Here is a 19,680-nt window from a genome sequence, read left to right on the forward strand (position 1 = left end):
TTTCGCGTGAGGTCCACCGGGTCTAGCCAAGGGGCAAGGAGAGCGCCCGCATGACCTACACCAAGCTGCTGTACGAGCTGGCCGGCGACGTCGCGGTCATCCGGCTGAACGATCCCGCCGTACTCAACGCCATGTCGACGCCGCTCGGCCTCGAACTGCTCGATGCGCTGCGCCGCGCGGAGACCGAGGCGCGCGCGATCCTGATCGGGGCGGAGGGGCGCGCCTTCTGCTCGGGCGCCAATCTGGCCGAGGGCGGCTTCGACCTGACCGATCCCGATCGCGATGCGGGGGTACGGCTGGAGAGCATCTTCAACCCGATGATCCTCGGTATGCGCGCATCCCGCCTGCCGATCGTGACCGCCGTGAAGGGGGCTGCGGCCGGCGTCGGCTGCGGCATCGCGTGCGCCGGCGACATGATCGTGGCGGGCGAAAGCGCCTATTTCTACCAGGCCTTCCGCCATGTCGGGCTGACCCCGGACGGCGGATCGACCTACCTTCTCTCCAAGGCGATCGGGCGCGTGCGCGCGATGGAGATGATGCTGATGGGCACCAAGATCGGCGCGGCACAGGCGCTCGACTGGGGGCTGATCAACCGCGTGGTGCCCGACGATCAGCTCGACGAGGAGGCGCTGAAGATCGCCACCGAACTGGCGAAGGGGCCGCGCGCGCTGGGGCTCATCAAGGCATCGGCGTGGGCGGCGCTCGAATCCTCGCTGGAGGATCAGCTGGCCCGCGAGCGCAGCTTCCAGCGCGAGGCGGGGCAGACCGAGGATTTCGTCGAAGGCGTGGCGAGCTTCCGCGAGAAGCGGCCGGCGGCGTTCAAGGGGCGATAGCGGCGCCGGTCAGTTGCGTGCCGCCAGCAGGCCGCGCGCGATGACATGCGCCTGGATCTCGGCCGCGCCCTCGAAGATGTTGAGGATGCGCGCGTCGCACAGGATGCGGCTGATCTCGCTTTCCAGCGCATAGCCGTTGCCGCCGTGGATCTGCAGCGCATTGTCCGCATTGGTCCAGGCGACGCGCGCGGCGAGCAGCTTGGCCATCCCCGCCTCGACGTCGCAACGGCGTCCCTTGTCCTTCTCGCGCGCGGCGAAATAGGCGAGTTCGCGCGCGGCGACGGTCTCGACCAGCATCATAACCAGCTTGTCCGACACGCGGGGGAAATCGAACAGCGGCCTGCCGAACTGCCGGCGCTCCAGCGCGTAGGCGAGGCCCAGCTCGTAGGCGCGCCACGCGACGCCTACCGCACGCGCTGCCGTCTGGATGCGTGCGCCCTCGAAGGTGCGCATGAGCTGGCGGAAGCCCTGCCCCTCCTCGCCGCCGAGCAGTCCGTCGGCCGGCACCGCGAAGCCGTCGAACATCAGCTCATATTCGCGCATCCCACGATAGCCGAGTACGCCGATCTCGCCACCCGACATGCCGTCGGCGGGAAAGGGATCGGCCTCGCCGCCGCGCGGCTTGGGGGCGAGGAACATGGAAAGGCCGGCATTGCCCGACCCGCCAGTGCGCGCGAGCAGCGTCATCAGATCCGATCGCGCGGCGTGGGTGATCCAGGTCTTGGCGCCGGAGACGCGCCATTCCCCGTCCGCATCGCGCACCGCGCGGGTCTGGAGATGGGCGAGGTCGGAGCCGTTGGAGGGTTCGGTGAAGACGGCGGTGGGCAGAACCTCGCCGCTGGCGATGCGGGGCAGCCAGTGCGCCTTCTGCGCCTCGGTCCCGCCCGCCGAGATCAGCTCGCCCGCAATCTCCGAGCGGGTGCCGAGCGAACCCGTGCCGATCCAGCCGCGCGACAGCTCCTCGGTGACGACGCACATCTCCAGCTTGCCGAGGCCGAGGCCGCCATGTTCGGGCGCGATGCAGATGCCGAAGGTGCCGAGCGCGGCCAGTTCGGCGATCAGCGCGTCGGGGATCAGCGCGTCGGCGAGGTGCCAGCCATGCGCGTGGGGCGTGATCCGCTCGGCGGTGAAGCGGCGATACTGGTCGCGGATCGGATCAACGATGTCGTCGCCGAAATCCTCCGCGATGCTGCCGCCATCACGGATATGCGCGGCGAGCATGGCGCGGGTTTCCGCAGCGGTGCCCTCGGCGACGATCGTCGCCGTCTCGGCGATCAGGCGCGCCGGATCAAGGCCGAGTTGCTGCGGCCGGACCAGCTCGTTGGCGCTGATCGGCAGGCCGCTCGCCACTTGCGCGCAATATTCGCCGAACGCGATGAGCAGGAGCGTGTGTTCGGCCTCGCCCAGCCGGCCCCGCTTTTCCAGATCGCGCGCCCATGCCAGCAGCGCCTCCAGCGCCGCGACAATCGTCTCGATCCACGCGAGGCCATGCGCAACGCGCTGCTCGGCATCGAGCGAGGACATCTCGATCCGCGCCCGCACGCTTTCGCGCGCATCGCCGGCGAAGCAGCGGAGCGCTGCACAGGCTTCATCGAAACGATCCAGCGTCACGCCACCAGCCCCTGATCGTGCAACCTGCCGATCGCGCCGGACGACAGGCCGAGCACATCCGCCAGCACGGCGTCGCTATGCTCGCCCAGCCGTGGCGCGCGGACGGGCGCCTGCCGCGCCTGCTGCGGGATCGTCGCCATCGCGCCGGGCACCGGATAGGTCAGGCCGCTCGCCTGCTCGATCGTGCCGAACAGCGGGTTCTCTCCGACGAGCACGGGGTCGCGCGCCGCCTCGCCCATCGTGCGGTACGGCCCCCAGCAGCAGCCGAGCGAATCGAACAGGTCGGCCAGTTCGGCGGCGGGCCGGCGTGCGATGGCCGCCTCCACCAGCGGCACCAGCGCGTCGCGATGCTCGAAGCGCAGCCCTTCGTCCTTGGCGAACGAGACACCCCGCTCCGCCTCGATCGCCGCGACCGCCACGCCAATCTCCAGCGCCTTGACCAGCCCGGTCCACTGGCGCGGCGTGATCGCCATCACCATCAGCCGCTCGCCGTCCGCCGTCACATAGTCGCGGCCGAACGCGCCATAGACCTCGTTGCCGTAGCGCGGGCGATCGGCACCTGTGGTCATCACCTCGGCGAGCTGGCCGAGATTGGCGATCGTCGCGATGCCGACGTCGGAGAGCGGGATGCGCACCTCCTGCCCCTGGCCCTTCTCGCGCCGGTGCCGCTCGGCGGCGAGCAATGCGAAGGCGGCATAGGCGCCGGTCAGCAGATCCCACGCCGGCAGCACGTGATTGACCGGATCGGTGCGGTCCGCCGGACCGGTGATCTGCGGGATGCCGAGCGCGCAATTGACCGTGTAATCGAGCGCCGGCCCGCCATTGGCCTGCCCCATGATCCGGACCGTGATCAGGTCGGCCCGGCGCGCGGCGAGTCTGTCGTGCGCGAGGAAGCCGTCCACCGGATAGTTGGTGACGAACAGCCCGGCCGTCTCGCCCGGCGCGGTCGCCAGTTCGGCGAGCAATTCGCGCCCCTCCGGCCTGCCAAGATCGAGCGCGACCGATTTCTTGCCCTTGTTCAGCCCCTCCCAATAGAGGCTCGCGCCCGCATCGCTCTTCGGCCAGCGATTGAAATCGGGGCCGCCGCCGATCTGATCGACGCGGATCACCTCGGCGCCCATCTGCGCGAGATAGAGGCCGGCCGAAGGCGAGGCGACGAAGGACGAGGCCTCGACGATACGCAGCGGCTTCAGCAGATCGTACATCAGGCAGCGGCCGCGAAGTCGCGCAGCATCGCCTTGGCGATGACGAGTTGCTGGATCTGGGTGGTGCCTTCGTAGATGCGGTAGACGCGCACGTCGCGGTAGAAGCGCTCCACATCATATTCGGCCATGTAGCCTGCGCCGCCATGGATCTGCACCGCGCGATCGGCGATCCGCCCGCAGGCTTCGGTGGCGAACAGCTTCACGCAGCTCGCCTCGGTGGAGACGGGCAGCCCTTCCTCCGCGCGGCGCAGCGCGTCGGCCATCATGCTTTCGGCGGCGTAGAGCTCGACTTTCGAATCGGCCAGCATCGCTTGGATGAGCTGGAAGTTGGCGATCGTCTCGCCGAACGCCTTGCGCTCGGTCGCGTAGCGCAGCGCGCTGTCGAGGATGCGGCGGGCATAGCCGATCGCCGATCCGCCGACCGACAGCCGCCCCGCATCGAGCGCCATCATCGCGGTGCGGAAGCCGCGCCCCTCCTCGCCGCCGAGCAGGGCGGAAGTCGGCACGCGGACATCCTCCAGCACGATGTCGCCGGTCAGCGCGCCGGTCTGCCCCATCTTCCTGTCCTCCTTCGCGCGGGTAAGGCCCGGCGTGTCGGCGGGGACGAGGAAGGCCGAGACATGCGCGTTCTTCGGCAGATTCTCCGCCGAAGTGCGCGCCATCACCAGCACCAGATCGCTGATCGGGCCGTTGGTGATGTAGCGCTTGGTGCCGTTCAGCACGTAATCGTCGCCGTCACGCACCGCGCGGGTGCGCAGGCCCGCCGAATCCGATCCGCTGTCCGGCTCGGTGAGGCCGAAGGCGCCGATCGCGCCGGTCGCGAGCTTCGGAAACCATTCCGCCCGCTGCGCCTCGGTTCCGCCGACCTTGAGCGCGGTCGCGAGCATCCCGGTGTTAATCGACAGCACCGACCGGAAGGCGGGCGCCGCCCACGCCACCTCCATCATCGTCTCGATATATTCGCCGATCGAAAGGCCGAGGCCGCCATATTCGGCGGGGATGGTGAGGCCGAACAGGCCCATCCCGTTCATCTCGGCGCGGATGTCCGGCGTCACCTCGCCCGCCTCGAACACCCGCGGCTCCAGGCTGACCAGCCGCTCGCGCGCGAAGCGGCGGATCTGCGCGCGGAAGGCGGCGAAGGTCTCGGCATCCATCGACCGGGCGGCAGCCTCAGGCATCGGCCAGCCCCACGATCGCGACCGCCGAGACGTTCTGGCTCGGCATACCGCCCAGATTGTGGCTGAGCGCGAGGCTCGGTGGGGTCTGCCGCTGCCGCTCGCCTGCGCGGCCGAGCAATTGCAGGTAGTTCTCGTAGATCATGCGCAGGCCCGACGCGCCGATCGGGTGGCCGAAACATTTGAGGCCGCCGTCGATCTGGCACGGCACCTTGCCGTCGGCGTCGAAAATCCCGTCCAGCACGTCGCGCCAGCCCTCGCCCTCCTTCGAGAGGAACAGGTCTTCCATCGTGACGAGTTCGGTGATCGAGAAGCAGTCATGCACTTCGGTGAGGCTGATCTGCTCGCGCGGGTTGGTGACGCCCGCTTCCTCATAGGCCTTGGCGGCGGCGATGCGGGTCGTGTGAAAATAGCTGCCGTTCCAGCCGCCGCCCTGCTGCAGCTCCCAGCCGTTGGAGGTGGAGATCTGCAGCGCCTTCACCGTCACCAGATCGGTCTTGCCGAGTGCGCGCGCGATCTCCGGCGTGGTGACGATCGCGCAGGCCGCCCCGTCCGATACGCCGCAACAATCGAACAGGCCGAGCGGCTCGGCGATCATCGGCGCGTTCAGCACCGTGTCCATGTCGACCGCCTTGCGCAGATGCGCCTTGGGGTTCTTCGCACCATTCGCGTGGCTCTTGACCGAGACATGCGCCATCGCGCGCTTGAGATCGTCCCGGCCGACGCCGTGCGTCGCCCGATAGGCGGAAGCGAGCTGCGCGAAATTGCCCGGCGCCGATCCGGTGACGCCCACCATGTCGAAGGTGGTGCCGCGCGAGCGCACCGGCAGGCCGCCATAGCCGGTGTCCTTCAATTTCTCGACGCCGAGCGCCAGCGCGATGTCCGCCGCGCCCGAGGCCACCGCATAGACCGCGCCCCGAAAACTCTCGGTACCCGACGCGCAATAATTCTCGACCTTGGTGACGCCGACATTGGGGAGGCGCAGCGCCACCGACAGCGGGATGCCGGAAGGGCCGACATTCACCGCATCGAAGGCGACGCCCATCCACGCCGCGTCGATCTGCGAGGTGTCGATGCCGGCATCGGCCACCGCTTCCTCGAACGCCTCGACCATCAGCTGGTCGGCATCCCTGTCCCACCGCTCGCCGAACCTGGCGCATCCCATACCGAGGATCGCCACCTTGTCCTTGATGCCGCGTGCCATGTTCAGGCCTCCCTAAAGCGATTTCGAGGCAGGTGAACGCACCCGCCGGCTCGGAAATCGCGCAATCAAAGTTCGGCGACGGGTGCCGCCTTCCAGAAATATTTGGTGAAGTCGCGCTGCTCGTCGGTGCCCTTGATGCGGAACACCATCTCCATCGCGCGGCCGACCTCGACATCCTCGGGCGCGACGTCGGCGAACTCGGCCATCATCCGGCCGCCGCCCTCGAAGTCGATCATGCCGTAATAGGTCGGCGGCGACGGCGAATAAGTCAGCGCATCGGCGGTGTAGGTGACGACGCGCGCGCTTTTGTCCGCGAGCGGATAGTCCTCCTGCGTGTGGGCGGCATGATCGTTGGGGTTCACGCCAATGTCGCTCTTCGGGAACTGCACCGTGCCCGTCCGCGTGCAGCGCCCGCCGACGAGGCCGAGCACCGCCTTGCGGTTGCGCCACAGCGTCGTGCCGGGCTGCTTCTGGTCCATCTCGGCGCGCATCCCGCGCTCGAGATCGAGCAGGCCGCGATGGAACAGCCAGCGCAGATAGTTCTCGTCCTTGCGACCCCGCGCGATGTTGCCCTGCACGCCCCTGCGCGGGGCGAGCGTCGTCAGCGCCTCGGTCGTCTCCAGCAGGATCAGGTCGACGCCCTGGCCGAAGCCGATGAGCAGGATCGTCTCGCCCGGCTTCGCCGCCTCCAATGCCGCGACCAGCATCAGCAACGGGTGCGCCGCGCCGCTGTCTCCAACGGTCGCGGAAAGCGTATCGGCCACTGCCTCGGGCCGGATACCCGCCTTCTTCGCCAGCGCGTCCGGCACGCCGCGCACGGATATCGGCACGATGAAGCGGTCGATGGCATTTGCCTCGACGCCCAGCGCCTTCAGTCCGCTCTTGAGCGCCCCGCCGATCAGGCCGGTGAAGCCCTCGTCGCGGATCCAGCGGCTTTCCCAGCCATAATCGAAGTCCATGCCGGCGGAGCGGTAATGGTCGACGAAATCGATCGTTGTGCTGTGGCTCCCCCGGAAGACCGCGACCGGATCGGCGGTGCCGACCAGCAGCCCGGCCGCCGCATCACCCTGGACCATCTCGCCTTCGGACGCGGGCCGCGCCTTGCGCATCTCGGCGGCGAGGCAGAGCTGCGGCCGCTCGCCCGCCGCCTTGAGCGCCTGAATCAGCATCGAGGTCGCGGCGCGCTGGCTGCCGGTGACGTCCAACGCGCCAGTTTCGTCGGCCAGCGTCAGCGCCTCCTTGATCACGCCGCTATTCTGGCGATCGGCGAACGGCAGTGTGGTCGAGGCGAGCATCACGCCGCCCACCGTCGCGCGGTCCACGCCCGTCAGCGTGTCGCGCGCGGCCTCCACCGCCATGGTGATCGGATCCTCGTCCCAGTCGCCGATCGCACGCTCACCCCTGGCCAGCCCCTTGAGACCACCGGCGAACCACGCATTGGCGGCATGGATCGCGGCGCGCTGCAGGCGCTTCTTCGGAATGTACGCGCCGAAGGCGAGGATGCCGCTGCCCATCGATGATCCGCCCCGCTCTCTGTCTTTTCGGGGTTTCTATACCGCGTGTTCCCGCGCGACCGCGCTTGGCACTTGGGAGAGGTTTGCCCGGTGGCGCGATCGGCTACCGCAGCGCATGAACGGAGAGAGGCGGGATATGGGCAGCGTCGGCAGTTTCGCGATCGAGGACAGCATCGCGATCATCACCATCGATTCGCCGCCGGTGAACGCGCTGGGCTTCGCCGTCCGCCAGACTCTCGACGAGAGTTTCCGCCGCGCCGCGTCCGACGATGCGGTGAAGGCGATCGTGCTGATCTGCGCGGGCCGCACCTTCTTCGCCGGTGCCGACATCTCCGAATTCGGCAAGCCCAAGCAGGATCCGGATCTGCTCGCCGTGCTCGACACGATCGAGAGCGGCGCCAAGCCGGTGATCGCCGCGATCCACGGCACCGCGCTCGGCGGCGGATACGAACTGGCGCTGGTCTGCCATTACCGGATTGCGGTGCCGTCCGCGAAGGTCGGCCTGCCGGAAGTGCATCTCGGCCTGCTGCCGGGTGCCGGCGGGACGCAGCGCCTGCCCCGCATCGTCGGCGCGGCCGCCGCGCTCGACATCATGGTGAGTGGCACGCCGGTGCCAGCGAAGAAGGCGCTCGCGCTCGGCATGATCGACGCGCTCGCCGAGGAAGGGCGGCTGCGCGAGGACGCCATCGCCTTCGCGCGCAAGGTCCTCGCCGACGGCCAGCCGCTCAGCCGGGTGCGCGACCGGCAGGACAAGGTCGATCCGGACAAGGGCAATACCACCCTGTTCGACGATTTCCGCCGCAAGAATGCGCGCGTCATGCGCGGCTTCAGGGCGCCGGCGAGCATCGTCCAGGCGGTCGAGGCGGCGGTGGAGTTGCCGTTCCATCAGGGCATGGCGCGCGAGCGGGCGCTGTTCCACGAACTCCACGATTCGATCGAATCCGCCGCCCAGCGCAGCACTTTCTTCGCCGAGCGGCAGACCGTCCGCATCCCCGATGTGCCTGCCTCCACCGAAACCATCCCGATCCGCACGGTCGGCGTGATCGGCGCGGGTACGATGGGCGGCGGCATCGCGATGAACTTCCTCAACGCCGGCCTGCCGGTGACTCTGGTCGAGACGAGCCAGGAGGCGCTCGATCGCGGCATCGGCGTGATCCGGCGCAATTACGAGAATACCGCGAAGAAGGGCCGCATCACGCAGGAGCAGGTCGAGCAGCGGATGGCGCTGATCACGCCGGCGCTGGGGCTGGAGGCGCTGGCGCAGGTCGATCTCGTCATCGAGGCGGTGTTCGAGCAGATGGCGATCAAGAAGGAGGTGTTCGCCAAGCTCGATGGCATCGCCAAGCCCGGCGCGATCCTCGCGTCCAACACATCCTATCTCGATCTCGACCAGATCGCGGCGGCGACCAGCCGGCCCGAATGGGTGATCGGGATGCACTTCTTCTCGCCCGCCAACGTGATGCGGCTGCTGGAGGTGGTGCGGGGCCAAAAGACCTCGAACGAGGTGATCGCCACCGCGATGGGCCTCGCCAAAAAGATCGCCAAGGTGCCGGTGCTGAGCCGCGTCTGCCACGGCTTCATCGCCAACCGGGTGATGACGCGGCGGGGCGAACAGGCCAACGCGATCGTCCTCGAAGGGCCGACCCCGCAGGAGATCGACAAGGCGATCACCGATTACGGCTTCGCGATGGGACCGTTCCAGATGATGGACCTGGTCGGCCTCGACGTGATCGGGCGCGACGATACCGAGCGCAGCGTGCGCGGCGATCTGGTGAAGCTGGACCGGCTCGGCCAGAAGAAGAATGGCGGCTATTACGATTATGACGAGGCGCGAAAGGCCACGCCCTCGCCGGTCGCCGCCTCGATCATCGCCGATTTCGCGCAATCGAAGGGAATCGCCGATACCGGCCCGCAATCCGCCGAGGAGATCGTCGCGCGCCTGCTCTACCCGGTGGTGAACGAGGGCGCGAAGGTGCTGGAGGAAGGCATCGCGATCCGCGCGTCGGACATCGATGTCGCCTGCATCCTGGGCTATAACTGGCCGGTCTATACCGGCGGCCCGATGTTCTGGGCGGACACGGTGGGCCTGCCGAAGATCGTCGCCAAGCTGGAAGAGCTGGCGGCGCACCACGGCGAGGCCTTCCGCCCCGCGAAGCTGCTGAAGGAAAGGGCCGCTTCTGGCGGGAGCTTCACCCGCGCATGAGCGAGGGCGTCGCCCCGCCGCCGGTGCCGCGGCTCGCTGCCACCCTGCTGGTCGTGCGCGACGATCCGTTCGAGGTGCTGATGGTCCGTCGCAACGATCGCGGGCAGTTCGCCTCCGCCCTGGTCTTCCCCGGTGGCGTGGTCGAACCGCAGGATCGGGACGAGGCGTGGCTTGATCATGTCGATGGCGCTGAGGGACTGGACGCAGATGAGCGCGCGCTGCGCATCGCCGCGATCCGCGAGACGTTCGAGGAGACGGCGGTATTGGTCGCGGAGGATTGCCCCCCGCTCGGCGACGTTTCCGGCCTGCCCTTCATCGAGATCGTGCGCGCGCATGAGCTGCGCCTGAAACTCGACGGCATCGTGCCCTTCGCGCACTGGGTGACGCCCGAACGGGCGCCCAAGCGCTTCGATACCCATTTCTATGTAGCGCGCGCCGTGAGCGGCGGCGTGGCGGTCTGCGACGGGGCGGAGACGGTGGCGCTGGAATGGGCCGCGCCGGCCGCGATCATCGAGCGTGCGCAGGCCGGCGAACGATCGATCCTCTTCCCGACTCTCTCCAACCTGCGCCGGCTGGCGGAGAGCGACGACACCGCCGCCGCGCTGAAGGCCGCCCGCCGCCGCCCGCACTTCACCGTCCATCCGAAACCCGAGCCGGCCGAAGGCGGCACACTGATCCGCATCCCCGCCGAGGCGGGGTACGCCGAAACCGAGCATTTCTACCCGCGCGCGGGCTGATCTCAGCCGGCACGCTCCTCGTTGCGGCCGACGCCGGCAAGCTCCTCGGCATATCCCTTCTTCCGCTCCACCTCCATCTGACGGAGGATCTGGATACGCTGCGCCTGCGGGCTGCCCGCGCCGTGGAGGGATTCGGTGAGGTAGCCGACCGCGTTGCGCCCGAGCGTCATGTTCTCGATCAGCCGCAGCATCCGCTGGCGATGCTCGACCGGCACATTGGCGCGGCCCTGGAAATATTTGCGCAGGATCGGGCCTGCGACATCATGCTCGAAATCCGCCTCGCTCGGTAGCGTCACCATCAGGCCGCCGGCGAGATCCTGCGCCAGTCGGCTGATCTCGTAGGGGAAGCGGGTGACGTTGTGCTTGCACACGTTCGCCAGCATCCCGTCGTTCATGTAGATGCCCGATTCCAATGGCTTGGCCTCGTGCGCGGAGGCGATCGCCGAGGAGAAGATCGTCTCGTTGAGGTGCGTCATCTCGACGAGCTTGTCCTTCACATGGCTCGCCTGGTCCGCGCCATTATACTCCGCGATCGCCGCCGCCGCGCCGACCATCACGTCGCCAAGCCCGGTTTTGCAGACGTAGCTGGCACGGTGATAGCTGGTGAAGCGCGCCACCATCTCCTGTGCGAACGCGTACTCGCCATTCATCAGGACATGCTCCCAGGGGATGAACACGTCGTCGAACACGACGAGCGTCTCCTGCCCGCCGAAGCGCGCATTGCCCTTGTCGATCTCGCCTTTCTCCAGCGCGCGCGTGTCGCAGGACTGGCGGCCGTAAATGTAGGTCAGCCCCTCGGCATCGCCCGGCACCATGCCGACCACGGCATAGTCGCTGTCGGCGGGGCCGAGATTCATGGTCGGCATCACGCAGATCCAGTGCGAGTTCAGCCCGCCCGTCATGTGCGCCTTGGCGCCGCGCACATAGAGGCCCCTCTCGGTGCGCCTGCTGACATGCATGAACAGGTCGGGATCGGCCTGCTCGCTCGGCCGCTTCGAGCGGTCGCCCTTGGGATCGGTCATGCCGGCGCCGACGATGATGTTGTTGGCCTGCGCCTGCTTCATGAAGTCGAGGTAGCGCTGGTGGTAGGTCGTGCCGTGCTTCCGGTCGATATCGTAGGTGATCGAGTGAAGCACGCTGATCGTGTCCAGCCCGGCGCAGCGCTGGAAGCAGGTGCCGGTGCGCTGGCCCATGCGGCGCTGCATCCGGTTCTTCATCACCAGATCCTGCGGGCTGCCGACGATGTGGAGGAAGCGGTTGACCGGCGCGCCGATCAGTTCGGAGTGCGCGGTGGCCAGTTCCGGATCCTCGACCGCGAGATCGTAAGTATCGGCGAGCGCGTTGATCGACGGGCGGATGATCGGGTGATCGACCGGCTCCTCCACCTTCTCCCCGAACAGATAGACGGTGACGGCGCGCCCGCGCAGCGACTCGATATAGCTCTTGCCGTCAGTGATGGGCCGGAAGCGTGCCCAGCGTTCGGCGGCGAATTCCTCGCGACGATCCGGGGTGGTGGCGTTCACGCGGCTTCCCTCCAGCAGGCCATGGAGAGGGCAAAGCATATCCGGCCGCCGCCGCTCTACTATGGCTTGGGGGAGGTTCGGCGATCGCGGCTGGACAGGAGGGGCGCAGCGCTGGCAGCCTTTCTCACGACACACCAACGAGAGGACGCGCCATGGGAAAGCTCAGCTACAGCACGGTCGGATCGAACAAGCTGGAGGAAGCCAAGGCCTTCTACGATGCGCTGCTTGAACTGGTCGGCATGACGCCGCGCTACGAGCATCCGTCGGGCGGCCGCTTCTATGCCGGCAACAAGAGCTATTTCGCGGTGCTCGGCCCCTATGACAAGAAGGACGCCTGCATCGGCAACGGCACGATGGCAGGCTTCGGCTTCGACACGCGAGAGGAGGTCGATGCCTTCCATGCCAAGGCGCTGGAACTCGGCGGCACCGACGAGGGCGCACCGGGCGAGCGCGGGCCGGGCGCCTATTTCGCTTACTTCCGCGATCTCGACGGCAACAAATTGTGCGGCTTCAAATGGGGTTGAGCCTCTAGCCGCCCGGCTGCGCGTCGATCACCGCCAGCGCGCGGCCGAGATAGATGCGATCGAGCTTGCCCTTCTCCTCGGCATTGCCGGCATTGGCGCTGCCCGCCAGCGCGCGCTGGGCGATGCCGTGGAAGATGCCGGCGTTGCGGAACAGCGCCAGCACGAGGTGGAAGGGCGTGAGCCGTCGATCGTCGCCAACGTGCTCGTAATAGAAACCGAAGAACTCCTCAGCGGTCGGAATGCCCTCGGCGTCGAGGTCGATCCCCATGATCCCACCATATTCGTCGAGCGTCGTCATCCACAGGAAGGCCCAGACATGGGCGAGATCGACCAGCGGATCGCCGACCGTGCACAGCTCCCAATCGAACACGCCGGCCAGCGCCGGCCGATCGGCGGCGAAGATCACGTTGGTGAATTTGTAGTCGCCGTGGACGATGGTGCTGAGCTCGTCCTCCGGCAGATGCGCGCGCAGCCAGCCGACCACGCGCGCGACATCCGGGTCGCTCTCGGCAAGGTCGCCCCACTGCCGCGCCCACAGGTTGATCTGGCGGACGAGGAAGCGCTCGGGCCGGCGGAAGCCGCCGAGGCCGACGGCATCGACATCCACGGCATGGAGCGCCGCCAGCACCCGCGCCAGCTCGCGGTAGTAAGCCCGGCGCCCCTCCTTCGGCACCTCGGGCAGCGCTGCGTCCTGAAAGACATGCCCGTCGAGCCGGCCCATCAGGTAAAAGGGCGTGCCGACCACATCGGGCGCCTCGTGATAGAGGATCGGTTCGGGCACCGGCACCGGCGTCGGGTGCAGCGCCTCGATGATGCGATATTCGCGGCCGACATCGTGCGCGCCGCGCGGATGCTCGCCGGGCGGGCGCTTGCGCAGGACCATGCGCCGATCCCCCAGATCGACGAAATAGGTGGGGTTGGACTGGCCGCCGCCGATCCGCTCGATCGCCGGCTCTCCGCCGCCATCGGGCAGAGCGGAGGCGAGGAAGGTACGGAGCGTCGCGGGATCGAAGTCGATCTCGGCGCGGGCGGGGGCATTGGTCGTCATGATCCCATGCTCGGGCGAAGGCGGACAGGCATCAAGCTGTCCTTTTCGCCCGGCGCGTCGTGCCATCGCCAATCGCATAAGGAGGCAACGTAGGAGGGGATGGCCGAATGACTGGTTCGCACGGGCGTGTCGCCGGCAAGACGGCGCTGATCACCGGCGGCGCGCAGGGACTCGGCGCGGCGACGGCGCACATGCTGGCGCGGCACGGCGCGAAGGTGGCGATCGCCGACATCAATCGCGCCGGCGCCGAGGCGGTGGCGGCGGAGATCGATGCGGCCTGCGGCGCCGGCACCGCTTTCGCCTTCACGCTCGACGTCACCATGCCCGATCAGTGGCGCACGGTGGTCGCCGATGCGGCGCGGGCGATGGGTGGCCTCTCGGTGCTGGTCAACAATGCCGGCGTCGCGCCGATCGGCACGGTGGAGGATATCGACCTCGCGGTGTGGCAGCGCACGATGGCGATCAACGTCGACGGCACGCTCCACGGCACCCGCGCGGCGCTCGGGCTGATGCGCGAGAGCCAGCCCGGATCGATCGTCAACATCTCCTCGATCGCCGGGCTGATCGCGAGCCATGCCTTCTCCGCCTACAACACGTCCAAGGCGGCAGTGTGGATGCTCACCAAGTCGATCGCGCTCTACTGCGCGAAGCAGGGGTGGGACATTCGCTGCAACTCCGTCCATCCGACCTTCGCCGACACGCCACTGCTCGAAGGGCTGACCGGCGGCACCAAGGCGGAGCGCGACGCCAAGCTCACCCGACAGGTACCCCTCGGCCGAATCGCGACGCCCGACGACATCGCCTATGCCGTCCTCTACCTCGCGTCGGACGAGAGCCGGATGATGACCGGATCGGAACTCAAGCTGGACGGCGGCATCTCGGCGATGTGAGCGAGCCTCAGGCGGCGATGCCCCGCGCGCCACGCACGAGGCGGCCGGGCAGCGCGCCGGACGGTTCGCCGCCGCGATAGGTGACCGCACCCGATACGATCGTGACGTCGTATCCGTCCGCCCCCTGCCGCAGCCGCTTGCCGCCCGCCGGCAGATCGCGCGCCACGCTCGGGCGGTGGAGGTGCAGCCGGGCGAGATCGATCACGTTGAGATCGGCCTTGGCGCCGACGACGATGCGCCCGCGATCGCCCAGCCCCACGGCATCGGCCGGCTGGCTGGTCAGCGCCGCGATCGCATCGGGCAGCGCGATCCGCTGCGCCTCGTCGGCATCGCGCGCCCAGCGTTCGAGGAAGAAGGTCGGGAAGCTCGCGTCGCAGATGATGCCGTAATGCGCACCGCCGTCCGCCAGCCCGACGATCGTATCCGGATGGCCCAGCATGGTGCGCACCGCGTCGAGATTGCCGTCGCGATAATTGGCGCCCGGCTGGTAGAGGATCGCGCGGCCCTCATCCTCCAGCAGCAGATCGTAGGCGACATCCTCCGGCGTGCGGCCGAGCGCCCTGGCACGGTTGTCGATGCGGTCGGCGAGATCCGGCTCGTAATCGGGATCGCGCGCCATCGGATAGGCGAAGCGGAAGGCGGTGACCGTCTTCACCAGCACCGGATTGCTGTGCTCGGGCTGCTCCGACAGCAACGTCGCGCGCAGCGCCGGGTCGCGCATCGCCGCGACCTTTTCCGCCAGCGGCATGTCGGCAAGCGGCTGGAAGCTCGGGTGGAAGACGAAGGGATGGAAGCTCAGGTCCAGCCCGTAGAGCATCCCGACCGGACGCGGCGCGACCTGCGCGCGGATCGTCAGGCCCTCGGCATTGGCGGCAGTCAGCGAGTCCAGATAGCTGCGCCACTGGCCGGGATCGCCGGTCGGCATCTGGAGCAGCGAGTAGGACAGCGGCCGGCGCGATTCTTCCGCCACGCGGCGCATCAGCCGGAACTCCTCCCCGGCGGGCGCGGTGATGTGCGGGATGAGCTGGAACACGCCGGCACCGGCATCGCGCAGACCGTGCGCCAGCGCGACCAGTTCGTCCTCCTCCGAATGGAGGCTGGGCGCGAGATTGCCGGCACGCGTGCAGTGCATCAGGTTGCGCGAGGTGGTGACGCCGAGCGCGCCGGCGCGGATCGCCTCGGCGGTGAGCCGCCGCATCTCGGCGAGATCGGCGGCATCGGGCGGCTCATGCCCGGCGGCGCGCTCGCCCATCACGTAGACGCGCAGCGCCGAATGGGGGAGCTGTGCTGCGATGTCGACGTCGAGCGCGCGCTTGTCGAGCGCGTCGAGATAGTCGGGAAAGGTCTCCCAGTCCCAGGGCAACCCTTCCGTCATCACCAGTTCGGGCACGTCCTCGACGCCTTCCATCACCGCCACCAGCATCGCGCGTTCGGCGGGGCGGCAGGGCGCGAAGCCGACGCCGCAATTGCCCATCACCACCGTCGTCACGCCGTGGTTGGAGGACGGCGCGAGCCGGTTCTCCCAGGTCGCCTGCCCGTCATAATGGGTGTGCACGTCGACGAAGCCCGGCGTGACCAACCTGCCGGATGCGTCGATCTCCTCGTCGGCGCTGCCCTCGATCGCCCCGATCGCCGCGATGCGGCCATCCTTGATCGCGACGTCGGCGATCCGGCCGGGGCTGCCCAGCCCGTCATGAACCTCGCCGCCGCGCAGGATCAGATCATAGTCGGCCATGGCATCCTCCTGCTTTGGCATACCGCATTTATATCACGATGTGCAAAATCTATCGGAGCCGCAAACAGAAAGGGAAGATCAGGGCCATCGCCGCAGCGCTCACCAGATAGGGGAGCGGGTGCCACCAGTCGTACATCAGGATGCCCAGCGACGGGCCGAGCACGAAGGTGTAGCCGTTCACCGCCGTCACGTGCCCGGCGACGACGCCCTGTTCCGATTCGTCCACCGCAAGCGAGGCGCCGGCGGTGAAGCCCGGCCGCAGGAAGCCGAAGCCCAACGAGGCGATCGCGAAGGTGACCGTGATGGCGTGGAGATCGTGCGCCAATGCGACGCCCGCGCAGCCGATCGCCGCCAGCGCCGATCCCCACAACAGCATCGCGCGCGGCTGGAGATCGAGGCGCGGGATCACACCCCATTGCGCGAGCAGGGCGGCGAGCGCGCCCGCCATCAGGATCATGCCGATCAGCGGCTGGGCGAGCGCCGGCGGCTGGCCGAGTCGATCGATCACGAGGAAGGCCAGCGTCTGCCCCGCGATCGCCTGCGCATGGCCGGCGACAAGACCCGCGAGGATCCACGGCCAGATGCGCGGATCGGTGAAGCGGACCTGCCGGCCGGTCGATGGCGCGGAGGCGGCGATCGCGGCGGCGTCGCTCGGCTCGCCACCGATGGTCGGCTCGGCGGCGGGGACGGCGGGGACGGCCTCGTCGAGCGACACGTTGCGCAGCAAGACGACGATCGCCGCCGCCATCGCGACTCCCATCACCGCGAACACATAGGCCGGCCCGGCGAGGCCGACGACGGGAAGCACGAAGAAGGGCGCCAGCGCCGGCCCGATGATCGTCCCCAGCCCGAAGGCGGAGGCGAGCAGGCTCAGCGCCTTCACCCATTCCCCGCGCGGCAACACCGCCACCACCATCGCCTGTGCGGCGGGCGGCGAGGCGGCGCCGAACAGGCCGTAGACCGCACGGCCGAGGATGAACGCCACGAAGGCGACGGTCGCGGCAAGCGTGCCTGTGAGGCCGAGCGTCAGCGCGATCCCGCACAGGATCATCGAGGCGACGAAGCCCCAGATGCCGACTAGGACCATCCGCTTGCCGCCGCTCCGCCCCAGCCGCCGCGCCCAGACGGGTGCGGCCAGCGCATAGGCCAGAGCGGAGAGCGAAAAGCCGAGCGCGATCAGCGGATCGGGCAGCTTCAAGCTGCGCCCGATCGCCGGCACCACCGACTGCATGCCGGTGCTGCCGATCGCGGTCATCAGCATCACGAGGAAGAGGAGGAGCTGGTTGCGGTCCGCCTGCGGCAGGATGCGGCGCGTCCCCCTTCCGATCATCGCGCGCCGCCTCCCCGTCGGCCCCGTCTAGCGGCGGATGGCGGGGGGCTGGCCTAGCAGGATGGAGAGGCTCAGATCGATCGGCTGACGACTTCCTTCATGATCTCGTTGGTGCCGCCGAAGATGCGCGTCACGCGCGCGTCCCTCCACAGCCGCGCGACCATATATTCGTTCATGTAGCCCGCGCCGCCATGGAGCTGCAGCGCCATGTCGATCACGCGGCCCTGCATGTCGGTATGCCATTGCTTGGCGGCGGATGCCTCGGCGGTGGTCAGTTCGCCGCGGACATGGCGCGCGATCGCCCAGTCGAGATGCGCCCAGCCGACCTGCAACTGGCTCTTCATGTCGGCCAGCGTGAAGCGGGTGTTCTGGAACTCGAACACCGTCTTGCCGAACGCCTTGCGATCCTTGGTGAAGGCCACCGCCTCGTCGAACGCGCGCTGCGCGGCGCCCTGCGCGGAGACGGCGATCGACAGCCGTTCCTGCGGCAGCTGGCTCATCAGATAGGCGAAGCCCTGCCCTTCCTGCCCAAGACAATGGGTGATCGGCACGCGCACGTCCTCAAAAAACAGTTCGGACGTGTCGGCGGAATGCATGCCGACCTTGTCGAGATTGCGCCCGCGCTGGAAACCGGGCGTATCGGCATCGACGAGGATCAGCGAGATGCCCTTGGCGCCGAGCGCCGGATCGGTCTTGGCGACGACCACGACCAGATCGGCATTCTGGCCGTTGGTGATGTAGGTCTTGGATCCGTTGACGACATAATGGTTGCCGTCGCGGATCGCGGTGGTGCGCACGCCCTGCAGATCCGATCCCGCACCCGGCTCGGTCATCGCGATGGCGGTGATCACTTCGCCCGTCACCATGCCGGGCAGGTATGTCCGCTTCTGCTCCTCCGATCCGTAGCGCTCGATATATTCGGCGACGATGTCGGACTGGAGGGTGATGCCGGCGGCCGACCCCGCATAGGCCAGCTCCTCTGCGACCACCACATTGTAGGCGAAATCGAGGCCCAGCCCGCCATATTCGGGCTTCACCGTCGGGCAGAGCAGCCCCGCTTCGCCACAGGCCAGCCAGAACGGCCGGTCGACGATGCCCTCACGCTCGTAGCGATCGAGATGGGGGAGCAGCGCCTTGTCGAACACCCGCCGCACGGTGTCGCGGAACATCGCATGGTCTTCGTCGAAGGCGGTGCGGGACGCGGTGTCGAGCAAGGGGCCTCTCCGGATCTTGTGGTTCAGCGACCGTGATAGACGGGCGGCCGCTTCTCGACAAAGGCGGTCATCGCCTCGTGATGGTCGTCGGTGGCCTGCAGCATCACCTGCTGGCGGTCCTCCAGCGCCAGCGCGGCCTCGAGCGAGGGCGCATCGATGGCGAGATTGAGCGCCTGCTTGGTGAGCGACAGGCCGTAGGGCGCATTGGCCACCATTTCGTCGGCGAGCGCCAGCCCGGTTTCGAGCAGCCGCTCTTCCGGCACCACGTCGCTCAGCAGGCCGAGGCGAAGCGCGCGATCGCCATCGAGGAAGCGGCCGGTGAGCAGAAGCTCGGCGGCGAGGCTGGCGCCGACGAGGCGGGGCAGGAAGTAGCTGGAGCCGATATCCGCACCGCCCAGCCCGATCCGGATATAGGCCGCGTTCATCCGGAGCGACGGCGCGCCGAAGCGCACGTCGGACGCCAGCATCAGCGAGAAGCCGCCGCCGCAGGCTGCGCCGTGGCCGAGCGCGATGAACGGCTGCGGCGCCACGCGCATCGCCTTCAGCAAGTCGCTGAGCGCGATCTGCACGCGCCAGGCGCGTTGCAGCGGCGTCTCGTTGGTCGCCGCTCTATGCTCCTTGATGTCGAGACCGGCGCAGAAGGCCCGGCCATTACCGCGCAGGATGACGACGCGACATTCGGGCCGCTGCCGCAGGCCCTGCACGTAATCGAGCAGTTCGCCGACCAGCTCGTTGGACAGCGCGTTCAGCGCTGCCGGCCGATCGAGCGTCACGACCTCGATCGCGCCATGCGCCTCCACCGTGATCGTCGCGTAGCTTTTCGTGCCACCCATGTCGCCGTCCGTCCTCCATCCTGCCGGCGGCGGGATAGCGGAAGTGCTGCGGGCGGGGCGGCTATGACTTAGGTGAGGCCGCCGCCGGAAAGTGTTGCGCG

Annotated in this window: 16 protein-coding genes; 5 read left to right on the forward strand and 11 right to left on the reverse strand. The window is 68.4% G+C overall.

The window, feature by feature from the left end; all coding sequences use genetic code 11:
• The first annotated feature begins 50 nt into the window (after positions 1–50).
• Entirely contained in the window at positions 51–833 is a 783-nt protein-coding gene (locus QGN17_RS15465) for an enoyl-CoA hydratase-related protein (RefSeq protein ID WP_281045493.1), read from the forward strand.
• A gap of 9 nt (positions 834–842) precedes the next feature.
• Here the strand turns inward: QGN17_RS15465 and QGN17_RS15470 are convergent, their stop codons facing one another.
• From QGN17_RS15470 to QGN17_RS15490, 5 genes are all read right to left on the reverse strand, one after another.
• The gene (locus tag QGN17_RS15470; protein WP_281045494.1) at positions 843–2,444 is read right to left on the reverse strand and encodes an acyl-CoA dehydrogenase family protein; all 1,602 of its coding nucleotides are present in this window, start codon (positions 2,442–2,444) and stop codon (positions 843–845) included.
• Positions 2,441–3,649 (reverse strand): CoA transferase, encoded by a 1,209-nt coding sequence (locus tag QGN17_RS15475; RefSeq protein WP_281045496.1) that lies wholly within the window; start codon positions 3,647–3,649, stop codon positions 2,441–2,443. Before QGN17_RS15475 ends, QGN17_RS15470 begins: the two co-directional genes overlap by 4 nt.
• Positions 3,649–4,827: an acyl-CoA dehydrogenase family protein gene (locus QGN17_RS15480; protein ID WP_281045497.1), complete on the reverse strand. Its 1,179-nt coding sequence runs from the start codon at positions 4,825–4,827 to the stop codon at positions 3,649–3,651. Before QGN17_RS15480 ends, QGN17_RS15475 begins: the two co-directional genes overlap by 1 nt.
• On the reverse strand, positions 4,820–6,028 hold the full coding sequence (locus tag QGN17_RS15485; protein WP_281045498.1) for an acetyl-CoA acetyltransferase: 1,209 nt from the start codon (positions 6,026–6,028) through the stop codon (positions 4,820–4,822). The genes QGN17_RS15480 and QGN17_RS15485 overlap by 8 nt, the downstream gene beginning before the upstream one ends.
• Positions 6,029–6,093: 65 nt before the next feature.
• Entirely contained in the window at positions 6,094–7,542 is a 1,449-nt protein-coding gene (locus QGN17_RS15490; protein ID WP_281045499.1) for an OB-fold domain-containing protein, read from the reverse strand.
• A 136-nt stretch (positions 7,543–7,678) separates the two neighbouring features.
• Here QGN17_RS15490 and QGN17_RS15495 point away from each other — a divergent pair, with 136 nt between their 5' ends.
• Together QGN17_RS15495 and QGN17_RS15500 are read left to right on the forward strand one after the other, a co-directional pair.
• Positions 7,679–9,745, forward strand: coding sequence for a 3-hydroxyacyl-CoA dehydrogenase NAD-binding domain-containing protein (locus QGN17_RS15495; RefSeq protein WP_281045500.1), 2,067 nt, complete (start codon positions 7,679–7,681; stop codon positions 9,743–9,745).
• A complete protein-coding gene (locus tag QGN17_RS15500; RefSeq protein ID WP_281045501.1) occupies positions 9,742–10,482 on the forward strand; it encodes an NUDIX hydrolase in 741 nt (246 codons plus the stop codon). Before QGN17_RS15495 ends, QGN17_RS15500 begins: the two co-directional genes overlap by 4 nt.
• Positions 10,483–10,484: 2 nt before the next feature.
• Here the strand turns inward: QGN17_RS15500 and QGN17_RS15505 are convergent, their stop codons facing one another.
• A complete protein-coding gene (locus QGN17_RS15505; protein WP_281045502.1) occupies positions 10,485–12,005 on the reverse strand; it encodes a 4-hydroxyphenylacetate 3-hydroxylase family protein in 1,521 nt (506 codons plus the stop codon).
• A 152-nt stretch (positions 12,006–12,157) separates the two neighbouring features.
• On the opposite strand from QGN17_RS15505, the gene QGN17_RS15510 reads away from it, so the two are divergent.
• Positions 12,158–12,529, forward strand: a complete 372-nt coding sequence (locus tag QGN17_RS15510) for a VOC family protein (RefSeq protein WP_281045504.1) — start codon at positions 12,158–12,160, stop codon at positions 12,527–12,529.
• A 4-nt stretch (positions 12,530–12,533) separates the two neighbouring features.
• Here the strand turns inward: QGN17_RS15510 and QGN17_RS15515 are convergent, their stop codons facing one another.
• Entirely contained in the window at positions 12,534–13,577 is a 1,044-nt protein-coding gene (locus QGN17_RS15515) for a phosphotransferase family protein (RefSeq protein ID WP_281045505.1), read from the reverse strand.
• 107 nt (positions 13,578–13,684) lie between these two features.
• Between QGN17_RS15515 and QGN17_RS15520 the strand changes: the two genes are divergently transcribed.
• Entirely contained in the window at positions 13,685–14,467 is a 783-nt protein-coding gene (locus QGN17_RS15520; RefSeq protein ID WP_281045506.1) for an SDR family oxidoreductase, read from the forward strand.
• A gap of 7 nt (positions 14,468–14,474) precedes the next feature.
• On the opposite strand, the gene QGN17_RS15525 is transcribed toward QGN17_RS15520, so the two are convergent.
• The 4 genes from QGN17_RS15525 to QGN17_RS15540 all read right to left on the reverse strand — a co-directional run bounded on the left by QGN17_RS15525 (position 14,475) and on the right by QGN17_RS15540 (position 19,579).
• On the reverse strand, positions 14,475–16,202 hold the full coding sequence (locus QGN17_RS15525; protein ID WP_281045507.1) for an N-acyl-D-amino-acid deacylase family protein: 1,728 nt from the start codon (positions 16,200–16,202) through the stop codon (positions 14,475–14,477).
• A gap of 49 nt (positions 16,203–16,251) precedes the next feature.
• Positions 16,252–17,532, reverse strand: a complete 1,281-nt coding sequence (locus QGN17_RS15530; protein WP_281045508.1) for an MFS transporter — start codon at positions 17,530–17,532, stop codon at positions 16,252–16,254.
• 71 nt (positions 17,533–17,603) lie between these two features.
• Positions 17,604–18,746 (reverse strand): acyl-CoA dehydrogenase family protein, encoded by a 1,143-nt coding sequence (locus tag QGN17_RS15535; RefSeq protein ID WP_281045509.1) that lies wholly within the window; start codon positions 18,744–18,746, stop codon positions 17,604–17,606.
• Positions 18,747–18,769: 23 nt separating this feature from the next.
• Entirely contained in the window at positions 18,770–19,579 is an 810-nt protein-coding gene (locus QGN17_RS15540; protein ID WP_281045510.1) for an enoyl-CoA hydratase/isomerase family protein, read from the reverse strand.
• Positions 19,580–19,680 lie beyond the last annotated feature (101 nt).

Origin of the sequence: Sphingomonas oryzagri (genome assembly GCF_029906645.1) — a bacterium.
In the GTDB taxonomy this organism is placed as follows: Bacteria; Pseudomonadota; Alphaproteobacteria; order Sphingomonadales; family Sphingomonadaceae; genus Solisphingomonas; species Solisphingomonas oryzagri.